The sequence below is a fragment of the Streptomyces sp. NPDC037290 genome (assembly GCF_055603245.1).
The window spans coordinates 52,569-66,768 of the sequence record NZ_JBVJVZ010000011.1; the positions used below are offsets into that span (position 1 = coordinate 52,569).

Consider the following 14,200-nt stretch of genomic DNA (forward strand, 5'->3'; position numbering starts at 1 on the left):
GCCCTGACGCGGTGCCGGAGACGACACGCACGGCTTCAAGATCGCGCAGAGCGAGCGCCCCGGTGCCGTGTTCCTGGCCGGGCCCGAGGAACCTCGGTTCGGTCGGCTTCATGCGCCACGACCACGGCAGCTTCGGGGCGCATCAGCGGCCGCCTGCGTCAGCTGGGCACGATCGCGGAGACGGCGGTCCCGATGCTGGAGACGAAGTACCCACCGGGTGAAATGCGGGCCTCCGACTTCTCCGTCCACCCCCTTCTCGTGCCACTGATCAACGTGTTGGCGGGAAAGGACGAGGAGTGACCTGACATCCCGAGATCAGTCCCGAATCGAGTCGCGATCCTTGAAGGAGGACCTTGTGCCGCGGGCGAGCAGTTGCTGACCCGAGGTGCGTCAGCAGGGACTCTGGCCTGCACAGATACCCAACGTGTCGAGCCCATCGCGCCGACGTACGCCACTGTCGGTTTCAGTCGCCGTCCCCGCCGATGACGACGCCGCCGGTCCGACCGGCGTCCAGCCTGGCGTGGGCCTCGCCGGCTGCGGCCCGGTCCAGGTCGAGGTGGCCGCCGAGCCCTCCCTCGTACCTGCCGTCGAGGTGTACCAGAAGGCGCGGCCGAGCAGTTCCGCCTCGCCCGTCGGTGTGCTGCCAGGGAAAAGGTGCAAGGTCGGGGTCGACCCAGCCGGTCCTGGCCCGGGCGCCGGCCAGCGTCGAGGGCTGGTAGAAGCGAGTGAGCAGCTTCTTGTCGAGCAGCGCGGGGTGCTGGTCGGTGAAGGCGTCGAAGTCGCCGGCGTCCTCCTGGTCCGCGTGGTGGCCGACCAGCTCGACCCACGCACGGCTGACGGTGGCGTTGTACTTCTGCGGGGCGCCTGCGTAGCGGGCGGTGCGCTGGATACCGTCGCTGATCAGGTCCACCGCCGCGTCGGTTCCGTAGCGCCGCACGGCCAGCCAGGTGAGGTGGACGTGCTGGCGGTGCCCGAACCGCTCGGCAGCGGCCATCACCTCCCCCATCAGCTCCGTGAACGCCGACGTCTGCTCGTTCGCATCGTGTTCGTTCGTGCTCATGCCCCGTCCTTGATCAACGCATCCAGCACGGCGTGGAACCCGGCGATCGCTCCGGCAGGCAGTCCGGCCAACGCTCGGCTCTCGAGGTCGGCCAGCGTCTGCCTGATCAGGGCCGCTGTGGCGCGTCCGGACTCGGTGAGCTGGATCAGCACCGAGCGGCGGTCGCCGGCCCGCGTGCCCCGGGTGATGTGACCGCGTCGCTCCAACCGGTCCAGCACGCCGGTCAGTGTGGTGGGGCGCGTGCCGACGGCAGCGCCCAGCTGGGACACGGTACGGCCCTTGCCGTCCGCGAGGTTGGCCAGGGCGTTGATCTCGGAGGCGGTCAGATCGAGGTCGACGAGCTCGGCGGCGATCAGCTGCAAGGTGGCATGGGTGGCGCGCTGCAAGGTCAGCAGCACCGACGGGGCAGGTGATGCGGTTTCGGACTTCACGCTTTCGGATACTACGGAATCGTATTAATGAGTCGCAAGCTTCCGCCCCGGGCGCGGGTGGATCTCCTGGTTGAGGGCCAGATAGAGGCCGACCAGCTCGTACACGACCTGTTCCGGGTCGGTGTCCGCCGGCAGTTCGCCCGCCGCCACGGCTGCGCGCACCTCGGCGGCGAGGCGCCGACGCCAGATCCGGGCGAACCGGGCCACCGAAAGCACGGTGATCGCCCATGTCGTGGTCGAGTCCGGCAACACGTCGGCCGCGTCCGTCCCTCTCGCCCTGTCCACACTCGTCGAACGGGGCGAACTCCGCACCGGCGCACCGGTCCTGCTTCTCGCGTTCGGAGGCGGACTGTCCTGGGCAGGTCAGGTCATCGACTGCCCTTGAACCCTTCGAACGAGCCGCCGGGAAGACGTCCGCAACCTCGCCGGCAGCGCTCGACCGGTGCCACGGGTTGAACGCGCACCGCCGGCACCGGGATTCGTCTGCACCATGCCGTTGGCGGCGGCCCGTCAGCAGGTGCGGTATCCAGCCGTCGCAGCAGGCCGACCTGGCCGTCCCCGTACGTCTGCGCGCCGCGGGCCGTCAGAAGGCACGCAGCGCGTCGACGGCGATGCGCGCGGCCGTACCGATCACGGCGTCGGCGGCGGGGAGGGAGGCGGCGGTGTTGGCGGTTCTGGTGAAGACGGCGACGGCGTAGCGGCCGCCGTCGGGGTACGACGACACCCACCTCGTTGCGCACCGTCGGCAAGGTGCCGGTCTTGCCGGCGACATGGACGTCCCGCGCTGACGGCCGGGGCGCCGTCCGAGGGCTCGTCCACCCGCACCGCGGCAACGTGGCCGTGGCGTGCGTGGAACAGGGAATCACCGGCGGCGGGTCCGCCGGCCCCATCCTCCACAGCCTGCTGACCACTGTCGGGCGCTGAGGGGGCTGACGTTGATGAGCAAGCTCCCGTCCGCGGGCCCAAGGGGCCTGGTTCACCGTGTGATCGCTCGTATGACGGCCGTGGTTCCTGGGGCCGCCGGGCCGGGAAGCCGGGCCACGAGGATCCGGCGGACCTCGGGGGGTACTCCGTCCACGCGCAGCAGGCTCACGCCGTGCGGCAGCACCGGCGACATGCGGGACGGGACGGTTGTCACCCCGAAACCACCCGCGACCAACTGCAGTTTCGTCAGCCAGTCGCGCGTGCTGTGGACGATGCGCGGCCGCCCGGGCAGGCCGGGCCAGACGCCGAGCAGAGGCTCGGCACCCGTGGACGGAGTGGTGATCCAGGGGGCATCGACGAGTTCGTCGACGGACACGGTGGTGCGGCCCGCGAACAAGCCGGTGGTCGACGCTCCCACGAGCAGTTCGGTGTCCTCGACGGTTTCGATGTGCAGGCGGGGCGACTCACCGTCCGACGGCCGGTGCGGCGGGCGGGACGTCAGCACGGCGACGTCGATCGAGCCTGCCCGCAGGGCCCGGAGCAGGCCCGGTGTGGTGCCCTCACGCGTCGTGACCGTGAGGCTCGGGGTGTCCGTCGCGAGGCGCGTGAGCAGACCGGGCAGGATCACTGCCCCGGCGCTGGGGAAGATCCCCAGCCGCACCGGCTCCGTCTGCGGAACGGATCCGGTGAGCTCGTGCTCGGCCGCTGCGACGGAGTCCAGGATCGTACGGGCGTGCCGGAGCAGGGTCAGGCCGGCGGGTGTGAGGTGCACCCCGTCGAAGCGGCGCTCGAACAGGACGGCACCCGCGCTCCGTTCGAGGGCCGCCGCCTGGCGGGAGACCGCCGACTGGGTGTAGCCGAGCTGGGAGGCCGCCGCGGTGAAGCTGCCCGACTCGGCCACCTGCCGCAGGACCCGCAGAGCGGTACTGGAGAAGTCCATGCGCACCACGCATACCACAGATGCGAGATCGTCGCTTGGCGCATGCCCTCCGCGCTCCTAGCCTCAAAACAGGACGATCAAGGAGGTCGCAGATGCGAGCAGCAGTCCTGACGGAGTTCGGTGCACCGCTCACCGTGCTGGAGATGCCCGATCCCGTGGCAGGCGGTGGCGAGGTGCTGGTCGCGGTCCTGGCGGCCGGCGTCGCCCCGTACGCCGGGGAGGTCTTCGGCGGCCGGCGGAACTACCCGCTCGAGCCCCCTGTGGTCCCCGGCACCGGCGGCGTCGCACGGATCGTCAGCATCGGTCCGGACGCCACCCGGCTGCGCGTCGGCGACCTGGTGTGGTGCGACTGCACCGTCCGCTCCCGTGACGACGCGCTGACCCCCGACATCACGCTGCAGGGCTGGAGCTCCCGCGGCGACGGCGGCGCAAGGCTCGCCCGGCACCTGCACGACGGGGCGTTCGCGGAACTCATGCGGCTGCCGACGGAGAACGTCTACCCACTGCCCCGGGAAGCGGAGGACGACCCGGCGCGCTGGTCCTCGCTCGGCGTGTACGCCATCCCCTACGGAGGGCTGCTGGCGGGCGGCCTCGAGGCCGGCGAAACACTGCTCGTCAGCGGAGCCACCGGCAACCTCGGCAGCGCCGCGGTCGCCGTGGCGCTCGCCATGGGGGCGGCCCGGGTGATCACGCCGGGCCGCAACCGCGGGGCGCTCGGCCTCCTCGCCGACCGGTTCGGCCCGCGCGTGCGCCCGGTCGAACTGACCGGAGACGAGGACACCGACCGCGCGGCCATGTCCGCCGCCGCCGAGGGACGGATCGACATGGTGCTCGACCTGCTCCCGCCCGCCGCGCCCACCTCGGCCGTGCGCGCGGCGGCCATGACCGTTCGCGAGTACGGCCGCGTCGTCCTGATGGGCGGCGTCGGCATGCTCGGCGGTGCCGACCTCGGACTCCCCTATCCGTGGATCATGCGCAACTCGGTCACCGTGCGCGGCCAGTGGATGTACCCACGCTCGGCGAACACCGGCATGATCCGACTCATCGCGTCCGGTGCGCTCGATCTCGGTCCGGAACGGATGCGAACCTTCCCCCTCGATGCCGTCAACGACGCCGTCGAGTACGCCGCCGCACACGGCGGACCGTTCGACCGCACCGTCCTCACCCCGCCTGCGGACTGACAACCCCGGTTCGGTCAGGCTGACCGAGCGGGCGGTGCGGTGCGGTGCGGCAGCTTTCGGCGGCGCCGTTGAAGCTGCCGGCCCGTAAACCGTGCAGCCAACTCCGGCTGCCGCGGGTGTATTTCGCCCTCTGCCGGCACAGCCGTTCGCCGCAGCACCCGGCCGGGTCACGGTCCGCGACGGCGAGGTGGAGGTGGTGGTGGACGGACGTTCACGGAAACCGGCCGGTCGACGCGCAGTGTTCGAGCAGCGCGGAGACCGGGCCGTCGACGAGTCGGTAGCGCACGACGCGGCCGTCCTTCTCGCCTTCCACGACGCCCGCCGTCCGCAGCAGCCGCAGGGCCTGGGACACGGCGGTGTCCCGCATCCCGGTGGCGACGGCCAGGTCGGAGACGGCGATCGGGCCCGCCTCGTGGAGGGCCAGCAGCAGGGACAGCCGCCCGGGATCGGAGAGCAGGGCGAAACGGTCGGCCAAGGCGCGTACACGCCCGGGGTCACCGACGGCGGCGATGGCGTCGCAGACCCGGTGGCCGTCGATGGTCCGCTGCCCGGCACGTTCCGCGGGGACGAGATGCATGCGCTCATCATCGCAGTCGCCGACGTGAGCCTCCACACCTAATCAGTTGTGCAGCCTTGCAGCCTCGACCTTCTGCCTTCTAGGGTGGGCGGGCCGTGGTGTTCGGGAAGACCGGTGACAGTCCCTCAGGGGCTCAGTCCGGAGCGGCCCTCGCCACTGTGATCGGGGAGTTCCCGCCCCATGCGATGCCACTGGCCTCACGGCCGGGAAGGCAGGGGCGGGCGCGATGACCCGTCAGCCAGGAGACCGGCCACGGCAGCACGAAGCTGATCCACGAGGTGCTGGAGCGTGACCGTATGACCGTGTCCCAAGGCGTGCCCGAAACCGGCGCCGCCTCCTTCCGCTGGCGACGCGAGGACACCGTCCGAACCGCCGGCCTCCTGGCCGTGATCGTCGCTCTGCACGTGGTCGCCTTCGGGATCCTCTTCCTGCTCGTGGTCCCGCACCACTACGAGGTCGGGACCAAGGCGTTCGGGGTCGGGCTGGGCATCACGGCCTACACCCTCGGCATGCGGCACGCTTTCGACGCCGACCACATCGCCGCGATCGACAACACCACCCGGAAGCTGATGGCCGACGGCAAGCGGCCGGTGTCGGTGGGCTTCTGGTTCGCGCTCGGGCACTCCAGCGTGGTGGTCGTCATGGCCGCGCTGGTCGCCGGCGGCGCGAAGCTCGCCGGCACCCTGATGAACGACGGCTCCAGCACGCACCAGGTCCTGGGCACCGTGGGCACCACCGTCTCCGGCGGCTTCCTCTACCTCATCGCCGCCCTCAACCTCGTCGCATTGGTCGGCATCGCCCGCGTGTTCAAGGCGATGCGCGCCGGACGCTACAACGAGGCCGAGCTGGAAGCCCACCTCGACTCGCGCGGCTTCATGAACCGCATCCTGGGCCGTCTCACCAAGTCCATCCGCCGCCCCGGCCAGATGTTCCCGCTCGGCTTCCTCTTCGGTATCGGCTTCGACACCACCACCGAGGTCCTGCTCCTCGCCCTGGCCGGCAACGGCGCCGCCGCCGGCCTGCCCTGGTACGCGGTCCTGTGCCTGCCCCTCCTCTTCGCGGCGGGCATGAGCCTGTTCGACACCCTCGACGGCACGTTCATGAACTTCGCCTACCAGTGGGCGTTCTCCAACCCGGTGCGGAAGGTGTTCTACAACCTCACCATCACCGGCCTGTCCATCGCGGTGGCCTTCTTCGTCGGCACCATCGAGCTGATCGGGGTGCTGCACGACAAGCTGGGTCTGAGCGATGACGTCTCCGGCTGGATCGCGGGCCTGGACCTGGACAACGTCGGCTACGTCATCGCCGGCCTGTTCGTGGTCGTCTGGGCCGTGGCGATCGCCTACTGGCGCCTGGCCAAGGTCGAGGAGCGCTGGAACGCCCGCACCGCGGACACCGGCTGACGGCACGCCGTACCGCCTGGGCCGTGTCAGTCGTCCCCCGCCGGCGGCGGATCCTGGCGGCCACGTCGTTCTGTTCCGTCTCCCACCAGGGACGTACCCGGTCGGGGGACGGTGCCGGACCGCGGTCCGGGCCCCCTCGGCGCGCGCCCACTGGAACGGGATCGCGAGCAGGACGGGCAGCGCGACCTGTGTGTCAGTGGACGGCGTTCCCCTGCGCCGCCGCGGCGAGGCTCGGCTGGAGGCGGCGGGCGGCGTCGACGTGGTCGCCGGTCCAGATGAGGCGGACGGCGGTGGCCGTGGCCTGGCCCCGGCCGTCGACGAGGTCGGTACGGACGGACTCCGCGAGCTGCGATGCGGTCTGGGGACGGAGGGGAACGGGATCGGGGATGGGGGCCTTGTGACCGAGGCTCGCCGCGAAGCCGCAGTACCACTCCATGACGCATGCGGCAGCGCCGGCGATGGCACGGTGGGCGTCGGTGCGGGGGTGGTTCGCCTGCGTCGGAGCGGCTCCCTGCCACAGGGAGACGACGGCGTCGGCGGCCAGGCGCAGCGCGGCCACGCCGGTGACGAGTGCGGTCATGTCGGCCAGGGACAAGGGCTTGGCGCCGCGTTCGGCCAGGTAGGTGCGGAAGGCGTCGTCGAGGCGCCGGGCGGAGGCCGCTGCCTCGTGGCTCTGCCGCACCGGTTCGCCGCCGGGATCCTCCGGGTCTGCGGGGCCGAGGGCGTAGTGCACGGCGTCGACGAGGTAGCGGGCACTGTCCGTGTACGCCGTGGCGAGGGCCTTGTGGACGGCGGCCGCGGCGCCGCGGGGCCAGAAGAACAGCGCGACGACGATGCTGACCGCGCAGCCCAGCGCGATGTCCTGCACGCGGAAGAGGACGATGTGCCAGTCGGGGTTCTGGCCGACGTTGAAGAGCACCACGAGGGTGACGGTGAAGGCGGCCTGCCCCGCGGTGAAGGAGATGGCCGCCGGGGCGATCCCGGCCACCAGGACGGCGGCGGGAAGCAGGAACCACAGGGCGGTGCCGTGGTGCCCGATGAGGTGCAGCAGACCGGCGCCGATGAAGGAGCCCACGATGGTGCCGAGCACCGCGCGCAGGGCGTTCTGGCCGGTGTTGAGCGCGTTCGAGCGCAGTACGGACAGGGTGCCGAGCAGCACCCAGAACGAGTGCTGTACCCCGGTCAGGTCGGCGAGGAGCACCGCGATGGCGAGTCCCACGGCGCCGCGCAGGCTGTTGTGCAGCCACACCGAGCGCAGTCCCAGGTGCGCCGCGGCCCGTTCGCGGGCCAGGGCCAGCGGTGCGGTCCGTGCACCCGGTTCACGGCCGAGGAGCCGGTCGAGCCAGGGGCGTTGCCATGCCGTGGCGGCCAGTTCGATGTTGCCGGCGATCTGCAGGACGGCGTACCCGAGCTCCTGGGCGCGGAAGGACAGGTCGAGTGTGGCGATGAACCCGACGGCCTCCGCGGGACCGTCACCGCCCGGGTGATCGGCGGGCAGGCGCCCGGTGGACGTCTTCTCCATCCCCTGCATGGTCCGCCGCAGCTCCTCCATGGAGGTCCGCAGCGGGCCGGCGTCCCCCCGCAGGGACATCAGCAGGTCCGCGGCGTGATCGAGGACGTCGGCGGCGACGAGGCGCACCGTGCGCGCGGCCGGATCGCAGGCCGGGGGCTCGTCGGTGTAGGGGGGTCGGTCCGCCAGGATGGTGCTCAGCCAGGTCAGCTCGTCGACCAGGCGGACCACGGCGCGCGACGTCGTGGACAGGCCGGTGGGGCGGTACGGGGTGGTGTCGAAGGCGCGCCGCAGTTCCGCACTGGCGTCGGCGGTCCGGTCGGCTGCCGCCCGGCGCTGCGCGGCGTCGGCCACCGGCCCCTGCCCGCCCAGACCGGAGGCGTCCGTGCGCAGGTCTGCGGCGGCCGTACGGCAGACCCGGGCCGCGGGCGCGCCGAGCGGATCGGCGACGGGCCGCGGCCACAGCAGGCAGACGGCGGGCAAGGCCGCCGCTGCCGCCAGCCCGGCGCCCGCGAGGCGGTCGGGCAGCAGGGACAGCGGCACCGGTGTGGTGACCGGCAGGACGAACGCCAGCAGGAGCGCGGTGGTGCTGCCCGCCAGAAGCGAGCTGACGACGCCGGAGAAAAGGACGGCGAAGCCCACCAGGAGCGTCGTGACGACGGCGAGCCAGGTGACGGGCGCCACCAGTGTCCCCACGCAGATCAGCACCGCCCAGGCCACCGCGAGCCCGGTCTGCGCCCGCAGCCGCTCCACCATCGGCCCGCTGAAGTCGACGAGCAGCAGCATCGAGAAGGACCCGAACGCGGCGAAACTCGCCATGGTCGGAGAGTGGAACACCTGACCGCACAGCGCGAACAGGGCCGGCATGACGATCGCGGTCCGCCCGGCCCGCCGCGTCGCCGCCAGCTCCGGATCGCGGTCGCGCAACCACGCCACCAGGCGTGACGCGCCCGGCATCCGCTCCGGGACCTGCACGGACATGCACACCTCCCGCCGACACGGCCTCGGCCGGCCACGACGCGGCTGTGGGAAACCTCCCACGGCCCCGCCCATCCAGTGTGGACACTGCGTGCCGGATGTGGCCACGCACCGTCCCGTCGGCGTCCGCCGGCCCGTCATGGCCGTGACCATCGGGATCCGTACACTCCGATTCCCGCAGCACATGACAACAGCGTCAGGAGCCACCGCGTGACCAGCCGAGTCCTTCTCGTCTCTCCCGCCATGAGTGCGTCGTTGCGGCAGGCCCGGTTCGGTGACGGCGGCTCGATCGACGACGTCGGCGCGGCCCGGGCCCGGGCGGCGGCCGGGGCGCTGCCCGCCGCGGTGCGTGTGGTGACGTCCCCCGGCACGCGCTGCCGGGAGACAGCCGCGGCGCTGGGGCTCGACGGTGTGCCGGTGCCGGAGCTGGCGGAACTGGGCGTGGGACGCTGGCGCGGCCGGACCCTGGAGGAGGTGGGTGCCGCCGAGCCGGAGGCGCTGGGCCGCTGGCTCACCGATCCCGGCTGCGCGCCGCACGGGGGTGAGTCCGTGCGGGACCTGTGCGGGAGGATCGCGCGGTGGCTGGCCGAGGCTCAGGCCGTGGCGGGCCGTACGGTCGCCGTGGTGGAGCCGGAGGTGGTGCGGGCCGCGGTCGTCGGGGCGCTGGGGATGTCCGACACGCTGTTCTGGCGCCTCGATGTGCCGCCGCTGACGGTGACCGAGCTCAGCGGCCGGGCCGGGCGCTGGAATCTGCGACTGGGCCGCCCGCTCACCGCGCCGGACGCCGGCTAGGTGTTGCGGGACATGGGGTTGTTGACGTCTGGTCGCCATCCGCACGCTGCTGGAGTCCGGGCTGCCCATGCGATTGTCGATCCCTGGCGCTGGGCACGCGGGTGATGCACCGCAATGCTCCGCTGTCCCCCGCTGGGACGACCGCGACTCGTGCAGCGGCCGGCACCGCCCGATCGCCCACATGGCGGCCGAGATGGGCGTCTCCCGCGCGCCGAGGGCCCCTGGATGGTTCCAAGGGCCCTGTGCCGTACGGCTGTGGTCCGGAAGGAGTCAGTGGGCGGCCGGAACCGCTCGTCCGTTCGCGGACGTCGCCGGCTCGGGGTTCAGCAGCCGCTCGGCCAGTTCGCCGAAGAGCAGGCCGAACCCTCCCCACAGAACGGTCTGGATCGCCAGGGCCGAGAGCCGGAACCGCCACAGCAGGGTGGCCGGGAAGTCCTTGGGCACCTCGTTGACGGCGGGCAGGAACTGGTAGGCCAGGCCGATGGCGACGGCGAAGGCGGTCACCGCGACGACCGTCGCCCACCAGGTGCCCAGCCGGGGAGCCAGGCGCTTGCCCAGGAGGGTGGCGGCGATCGCCAGCAGGACGCTGAGCAGCATCATCAGGAAGTACAGGGTGGTCCGCTTGCCGATCGTGTCGGGGTTGCCGATCGACGGCGGGTTGGCCGGGTACTTCAGGAACGGCACGACGTACACGGCGAGCAGGGCACAGCCCGACAGCAGCAGTGCCGTGGCGCGCGGACCGAACCGGCCCACGCGGCCGAGGGCGAAGCAGAACGCCAGCGCGGCGACGCCGCCGAAGGCGACCCCGTAGACGAGGACACCGGTGGCGAGGCCGGCGGTGGACTGCAGGGAGCGGGAGACGACCTCCATCTCATGCTCGTGGGAGTGGGCCTCCTCGAAGCTGATCGCCTTGCCGACGTTCGGCTCACCGAGGAGGTACGCCACGACGAGGGCGAGCACGCCGGCCGCGAGGCCGGCGAGCATGCCCCGTACGAGAAGGTTCCGTACGGTTGCGGAGTTCATGGGCGTGCGGTGTCCCCCCGCGTCAGTGGCAGGGGAAACCGAGCAGATGGCGGGCGTCGTGCACCCACTCGTGGACGCCGGTGCCGTTGAACACGGAGGTGGCGCCCTGCTCGGCGCCGACGAAGTAGAGCAGGACCAGCATCAGGATGCCGAAGAAGACCGCCCAGGGAGCTATCGCCTTCAGCGGCAGCTTGGCGGGAACGACGGGGGTGGTGGCTGTCGGCTGAGCGACGGTCTGCGCCATGGCAGGCCCTCCTCTGGGAGTTCGCGTCCCATCTCGGTGGTGCACAGGACGACGGCCACGGGTCTGACTCACGGGACGCCGCAGGGGGCGTCCCGCATACAGTGGCGCGACCGTGCCGGGTTCTCACCGGTTTCCGTCTCGCCGTCGTCGATATCGGACAGACCGTACCGCGCCCCGCGTGCACGGCCAAGACCGCATCCGCCCGGCGTGATCTTTTTCTCGGCCGGGCGGGACTCCACGGGCGCGTGGGTCAGCGGTGACGGAAATCCAGCGGTCCTGAACGGCGCCGGAGCGGGCGCCGCCGGTCGACGTCACCGCGCTCCCGTGCCCCCGGCCGGAGTCGCCCCGCCGTGGCCGCTGCCGGCCCGGTGGGCCGTGGGACGTATTCGGGGGATCAGAGCCGGGACTTCGGCGCGGTAGACGTCGTAGACGGCGCCGAACTGCCGGGCCATCAGGGCGTCCTCGACCCGGACCCGGCGCAGCAGCCAGGGGACGGCGACCACCAGGAAGGCCACCCAGACGCCGAAGCCGCGGGCCACCATGGAGCCGGTGACCAGGCCGAGCAGCCCGGTGTAGATGGGGTGGCGGACCAGCCGGTAGGGGCCGTCCGTCCGTAGCTCGTGGTGTTCCTGGAGCGTCGGCACGCCGGCCCACATCGTCCCCAGGACCCAGCGGGCCCACAGCAGCAGGGCCGTCGAGGCCATGGCCAGCACTGCACCCAGGAGCGCCAACGCGGGCTGCCAGTACTGCAGATGCCGCCAGAGGTCTTCGGAGTGCCCGACCAGGGTGAGGAACACAAAGACGCCCGCGGCGAGCAGCAGGCGACGCGACAGGGTGCGGGGCAGTGCGCGCACCCAGTCGCGTGCGCCGGCGTGGCGCTTCACGCCGAAGTAGACGGCGCCCGCGATCCAGGCCACCACGAAGATCAGGACGCAGACGCTGGTGATCAGGACCAGTGCCGAGTGAAGAGAGCCCATGACTCAAGACTGCTCCCCGTACGCAGTGGATCACCACCACCCACGGGTCGATGGAGAGAGGGCCGGGGCTCTCCACCGCTCTCCATCCATGGATGGAGACGGCGGCAGGGAGGCGACGGCCCGGTGGCGCGCGTATCTGTGGCCAAAGCCCTTGGGGTACAGGGCAGTTCGGGCGTGTCCCGGGGGCGGCGCTGCTAGCCTGCGCGCAAGGGCTCGGGCGGGACAGGGGAGGAGCTGAACGGCGTGGTCCATGCGTTCGCCGTGTACCGGGACGCCATGCGCGAGGCGTGGGGGGACTGGTGGCTGACCTGGCCCCTGCTGCAGAAGGTGACCGTGGGGGACGTCCTGCACGGCGCGCGGGGCTCCGTCCGGGCGGCCGGGACGCTGGCCGACCGGAGGATCACCTTCGACGAGACGGCGCCCGAGGCCCGCGGTGCCTTCGTGCACGACGCCGGTGGCGGGATCGACGTCCGCTTCAAGGTGTCCGGTGCCACGGACCCGCTCTTCACGGCCCTCGTCGACACGGACGCGGGAGTGCTGCTGCGGTTCGCCCGGCAGCGTGCCGCGCTGGTGGCGTACCGGGGCCTGACCGGGAGCGGGGTCGCGGACACCCGGGCCCTGGCCGGTGCGCTCGTCCGCCGCTACTGGGAGGGCCGGTGGGACACCGCACTGCTCGCCGTGACCGAGGTGGTGCGGGCCGACGCGGCCGCCGTGCTGGTGGCCGCGGAGGCGGGTGCCTCGGCCGAGCTGCGCCTGACCGCGTCCGTCGGCGCCGGACCGCTGCAGTTGCTGGACCTGGCGGGTTCGGCGCAGCTCGCGGGCGGCCGGCGACTGGGCTTCCAGTGGATCGGTGAGTCCCTCACACCGCTCTTCCGGGTCGTACGGCTGCGCGGCACCTGGCTCGGCGGGGTGCGCGAGGAGTACGGGCCCGTGCAGCCGGGACGCGGACTCGACGCCGACCCGGTGCCGCCCCTGCTGCTGGAGCAGGCCGCCGACGACCCGTCGGCCGTGCTGGAGGCCCCGCCGCAGCCGGTCGAGCCGGAGCCCGAGCCGGCCCAGGACGCGTCCTGACCGGGCCGGCCCCGCTCTCCGTCCGGCGCGCCGCCGCCCGGCTGCACGCCGTCGCCGGGCTGGAGGAGGAGCTGCGCCGGTGGCAGGGCGCGAGCCGGGCCGGTGGCCCGCTGGAGAAGCACCACAGCCAGCTGGACGCGGTGCTCGCGCTGCTCGGCGTGGGAGTGGCCGACGTACGGGCCCGGCTCGCGGACGGGCGCGGCGCCGACGTGCCCGGCCGGGTCCTGGACCTGCACCATGTGTGGGACTTCTACCGCACCCGGTTCCTGCTGCGCCGCGTCCGTGACTACCGCCGCTTCCTGGAGGTGGCCGACGAGTTGGCGTGGGAGTGCTACGGCCCGGTCCTGCAGCTCGCCGGTGCCCGCCGCAGGGAGCCCCCGCTGGTCGGTTTCAGCCGGGCGGCCTCGCCCCGCGCCCACCGCCGGGGCAGCGCCTACCACGATCTGCTGCCCCGAGGGGGCATCCACACCCGCGCGGGCCGCGAGGCCGCCGCGCGGCTGCCGTTCCCGGTCATCGACGTGCCCTGGTTCTTCGGCTCCCATCCGCCCGCCCTGCTGACGGTGGCGCACGAGGCCGCGCACCACATCGACGACGACTGCGGCCTCGGCGACGAGATCCGCCGGCGGGTCGGGACGGCCGGTCTGCCCCCCGCGCGTGCCGTCCACTGGGAGCGGTGGTCGGGCGAGGCGTTCGCCGATGTCTGCGCAGCCGTGCTGTGCGGGCCCGCCTACGCGGCCGTGCTCGCGGAACTGCTCGACGCCGGGGACGCCGGGGACGACGTGGACGAGCGGGACTTCGACGGCCCGCATCCGCCGCCCGGGGCCCGGCTGCAGCTGGCCGGTGCCGCCGCCCGGCTGGCCGGGCACCCGGGCGCACCGGACGACAGCGGTGACGATGGGGAGACCCGTGTCGTGGCCGGGGCGCTGATGCGGGGCGGCTGGTCCGGGCTGGACGGGCTGTCGCTCACCGAACTGCTCGCGGGCGGGGGGCCGCCCGGTCGCGGTGGGGTGGCCGAGGGGGGGGGGGGGGGGATGGGGGGGGGGGCATTCCCGGGGGTATTCGCGGGCGGGGGGTTGGTCGCAGACGCCC

General features: G+C 72.7%; 13 protein-coding genes, 2 pseudogenes and 1 riboswitch. Of the genes and pseudogenes, 5 read left to right on the plus strand and 10 right to left on the minus strand.

Going from position 1 to position 14,200, the window contains the following annotated elements; all coding sequences use genetic code 11:
* Positions 1 to 463: 463 nt before the first annotated feature.
* From ACZ7HQ_RS31350 to ACZ7HQ_RS31360, 3 genes are read right to left on the minus strand one after another with little or no spacing between them, the layout of a single operon-like run.
* Positions 464 to 1,060, minus strand: coding sequence for an XdhC family protein (locus ACZ7HQ_RS31350; RefSeq protein WP_470997114.1), 597 nt, complete (start codon positions 1,058 to 1,060; stop codon positions 464 to 466).
* A complete protein-coding gene (locus ACZ7HQ_RS31355) occupies positions 1,057 to 1,491 on the minus strand; it encodes a MarR family winged helix-turn-helix transcriptional regulator (RefSeq protein WP_470997118.1) in 435 nt (144 codons plus the stop codon). Before ACZ7HQ_RS31355 ends, ACZ7HQ_RS31350 begins: the two co-directional genes overlap by 4 nt.
* A 24-nt stretch (positions 1,492 to 1,515) precedes the next feature.
* A complete protein-coding gene (locus ACZ7HQ_RS31360) occupies positions 1,516 to 1,698 on the minus strand; it encodes a TetR family transcriptional regulator C-terminal domain-containing protein (RefSeq protein WP_470997122.1) in 183 nt (60 codons plus the stop codon).
* 16 nt (positions 1,699 to 1,714) lie between these two features.
* Here ACZ7HQ_RS31360 and ACZ7HQ_RS31365 point away from each other — a divergent pair.
* A pseudogene (locus ACZ7HQ_RS31365) lies at positions 1,715 to 1,876 on the plus strand (3-oxoacyl-[acyl-carrier-protein] synthase III C-terminal domain-containing protein); the annotation flags it as partial.
* 198 nt (positions 1,877 to 2,074) lie between these two features.
* On the opposite strand, the pseudogene ACZ7HQ_RS31370 reads toward ACZ7HQ_RS31365, so the two are convergent.
* Both ACZ7HQ_RS31370 and ACZ7HQ_RS31375 read right to left on the minus strand, forming a co-directional pair.
* Positions 2,075 to 2,270, minus strand: a pseudogene (locus ACZ7HQ_RS31370) (serine hydrolase); the annotation flags it as partial.
* 197 nt (positions 2,271 to 2,467) lie between these two features.
* Positions 2,468 to 3,355 (minus strand): LysR family transcriptional regulator, encoded by an 888-nt coding sequence (locus tag ACZ7HQ_RS31375; RefSeq protein WP_470997125.1) that lies wholly within the window; start codon positions 3,353 to 3,355, stop codon positions 2,468 to 2,470.
* A 92-nt stretch (positions 3,356 to 3,447) separates the two neighbouring features.
* Here ACZ7HQ_RS31375 and ACZ7HQ_RS31380 point away from each other — a divergent pair, with 92 nt between their 5' ends.
* Positions 3,448 to 4,536, plus strand: coding sequence for an alcohol dehydrogenase catalytic domain-containing protein (locus tag ACZ7HQ_RS31380; RefSeq protein WP_470997128.1), 1,089 nt, complete (start codon positions 3,448 to 3,450; stop codon positions 4,534 to 4,536).
* 211 nt (positions 4,537 to 4,747) lie between these two features.
* Here the strand turns inward: ACZ7HQ_RS31380 and ACZ7HQ_RS31385 are convergent, their stop codons facing one another.
* Complete coding sequence (locus ACZ7HQ_RS31385) at positions 4,748 to 5,113, minus strand: ArsR/SmtB family transcription factor (RefSeq protein ID WP_470997131.1); 366 nt, start codon at positions 5,111 to 5,113, stop codon at positions 4,748 to 4,750.
* Between the two features lie 79 nt (positions 5,114 to 5,192).
* A riboswitch (cobalamin riboswitch) is annotated at positions 5,193 to 5,382 on the plus strand.
* A gap of 27 nt (positions 5,383 to 5,409) precedes the next feature.
* Between ACZ7HQ_RS31385 and nicT the strand changes: the two genes are divergently transcribed.
* On the plus strand, positions 5,410 to 6,516 hold the full coding sequence (gene nicT / locus ACZ7HQ_RS31390; protein ID WP_470997134.1) for a Nickel transporter NicT: 1,107 nt from the start codon (positions 5,410 to 5,412) through the stop codon (positions 6,514 to 6,516).
* A 193-nt stretch (positions 6,517 to 6,709) separates the two neighbouring features.
* Here the strand turns inward: nicT and ACZ7HQ_RS31395 are convergent, their stop codons facing one another.
* A complete protein-coding gene (locus ACZ7HQ_RS31395) occupies positions 6,710 to 9,007 on the minus strand; it encodes an FUSC family protein (RefSeq protein WP_470997137.1) in 2,298 nt (765 codons plus the stop codon).
* Between the two features lie 207 nt (positions 9,008 to 9,214).
* Between ACZ7HQ_RS31395 and ACZ7HQ_RS31400 the strand changes: the two genes are divergently transcribed.
* A complete protein-coding gene (locus ACZ7HQ_RS31400; protein WP_470997140.1) occupies positions 9,215 to 9,796 on the plus strand; it encodes a histidine phosphatase family protein in 582 nt (193 codons plus the stop codon).
* 270 nt (positions 9,797 to 10,066) lie between these two features.
* On the opposite strand, the gene ACZ7HQ_RS31405 is transcribed toward ACZ7HQ_RS31400, so the two are convergent.
* From ACZ7HQ_RS31405 to ACZ7HQ_RS31415, 3 genes are all read right to left on the minus strand, one after another.
* Positions 10,067 to 10,819 carry a CbtA family protein gene (locus ACZ7HQ_RS31405; RefSeq protein ID WP_470997143.1) on the minus strand — a complete coding sequence of 251 codons (753 nt, stop codon included), beginning with the start codon at positions 10,817 to 10,819 and terminating at the stop codon, positions 10,067 to 10,069.
* A 22-nt stretch (positions 10,820 to 10,841) separates the two neighbouring features.
* Positions 10,842 to 11,063, minus strand: a complete 222-nt coding sequence (locus ACZ7HQ_RS31410; protein ID WP_470997146.1) for a CbtB domain-containing protein — start codon at positions 11,061 to 11,063, stop codon at positions 10,842 to 10,844.
* A gap of 311 nt (positions 11,064 to 11,374) precedes the next feature.
* Positions 11,375 to 12,040 carry a methyltransferase family protein gene (locus ACZ7HQ_RS31415; protein WP_470997149.1) on the minus strand — a complete coding sequence of 222 codons (666 nt, stop codon included), beginning with the start codon at positions 12,038 to 12,040 and terminating at the stop codon, positions 11,375 to 11,377.
* Positions 12,041 to 12,283: 243 nt separating this feature from the next.
* Here ACZ7HQ_RS31415 and ACZ7HQ_RS31420 point away from each other — a divergent pair, with 243 nt between their 5' ends.
* Entirely contained in the window at positions 12,284 to 13,111 is an 828-nt protein-coding gene (locus ACZ7HQ_RS31420) for a hypothetical protein (protein ID WP_470997152.1), read from the plus strand.
* Positions 13,112 to 14,200 lie beyond the last annotated feature (1,089 nt).

Coding starts and splice junctions, on each gene's coding strand:
- ACZ7HQ_RS31415 (WP_470997149.1), bottom strand. CDS start 12,040: ATGGGCTCTCTTCACTCGGCACTGGTCCTGATCACCAGCGTCTGCGTC.
- ACZ7HQ_RS31350 (WP_470997114.1), bottom strand. CDS start 1,060: ATGAGCACGAACGAACACGATGCGAACGAGCAGACGTCGGCGTTCACG.
- ACZ7HQ_RS31375 (WP_470997125.1), bottom strand. CDS start 3,355: ATGGACTTCTCCAGTACCGCTCTGCGGGTCCTGCGGCAGGTGGCCGAG.
- nicT (WP_470997134.1), top strand. CDS start 5,410: ATGACCGTGTCCCAAGGCGTGCCCGAAACCGGCGCCGCCTCCTTCCGC.
- ACZ7HQ_RS31405 (WP_470997143.1), bottom strand. CDS start 10,819: ATGAACTCCGCAACCGTACGGAACCTTCTCGTACGGGGCATGCTCGCC.
- ACZ7HQ_RS31380 (WP_470997128.1), top strand. CDS start 3,448: ATGCGAGCAGCAGTCCTGACGGAGTTCGGTGCACCGCTCACCGTGCTG.
- ACZ7HQ_RS31395 (WP_470997137.1), bottom strand. CDS start 9,007: ATGTCCGTGCAGGTCCCGGAGCGGATGCCGGGCGCGTCACGCCTGGTG.
- ACZ7HQ_RS31385 (WP_470997131.1), bottom strand. CDS start 5,113: ATGCATCTCGTCCCCGCGGAACGTGCCGGGCAGCGGACCATCGACGGC.
- ACZ7HQ_RS31410 (WP_470997146.1), bottom strand. CDS start 11,063: ATGGCGCAGACCGTCGCTCAGCCGACAGCCACCACCCCCGTCGTTCCC.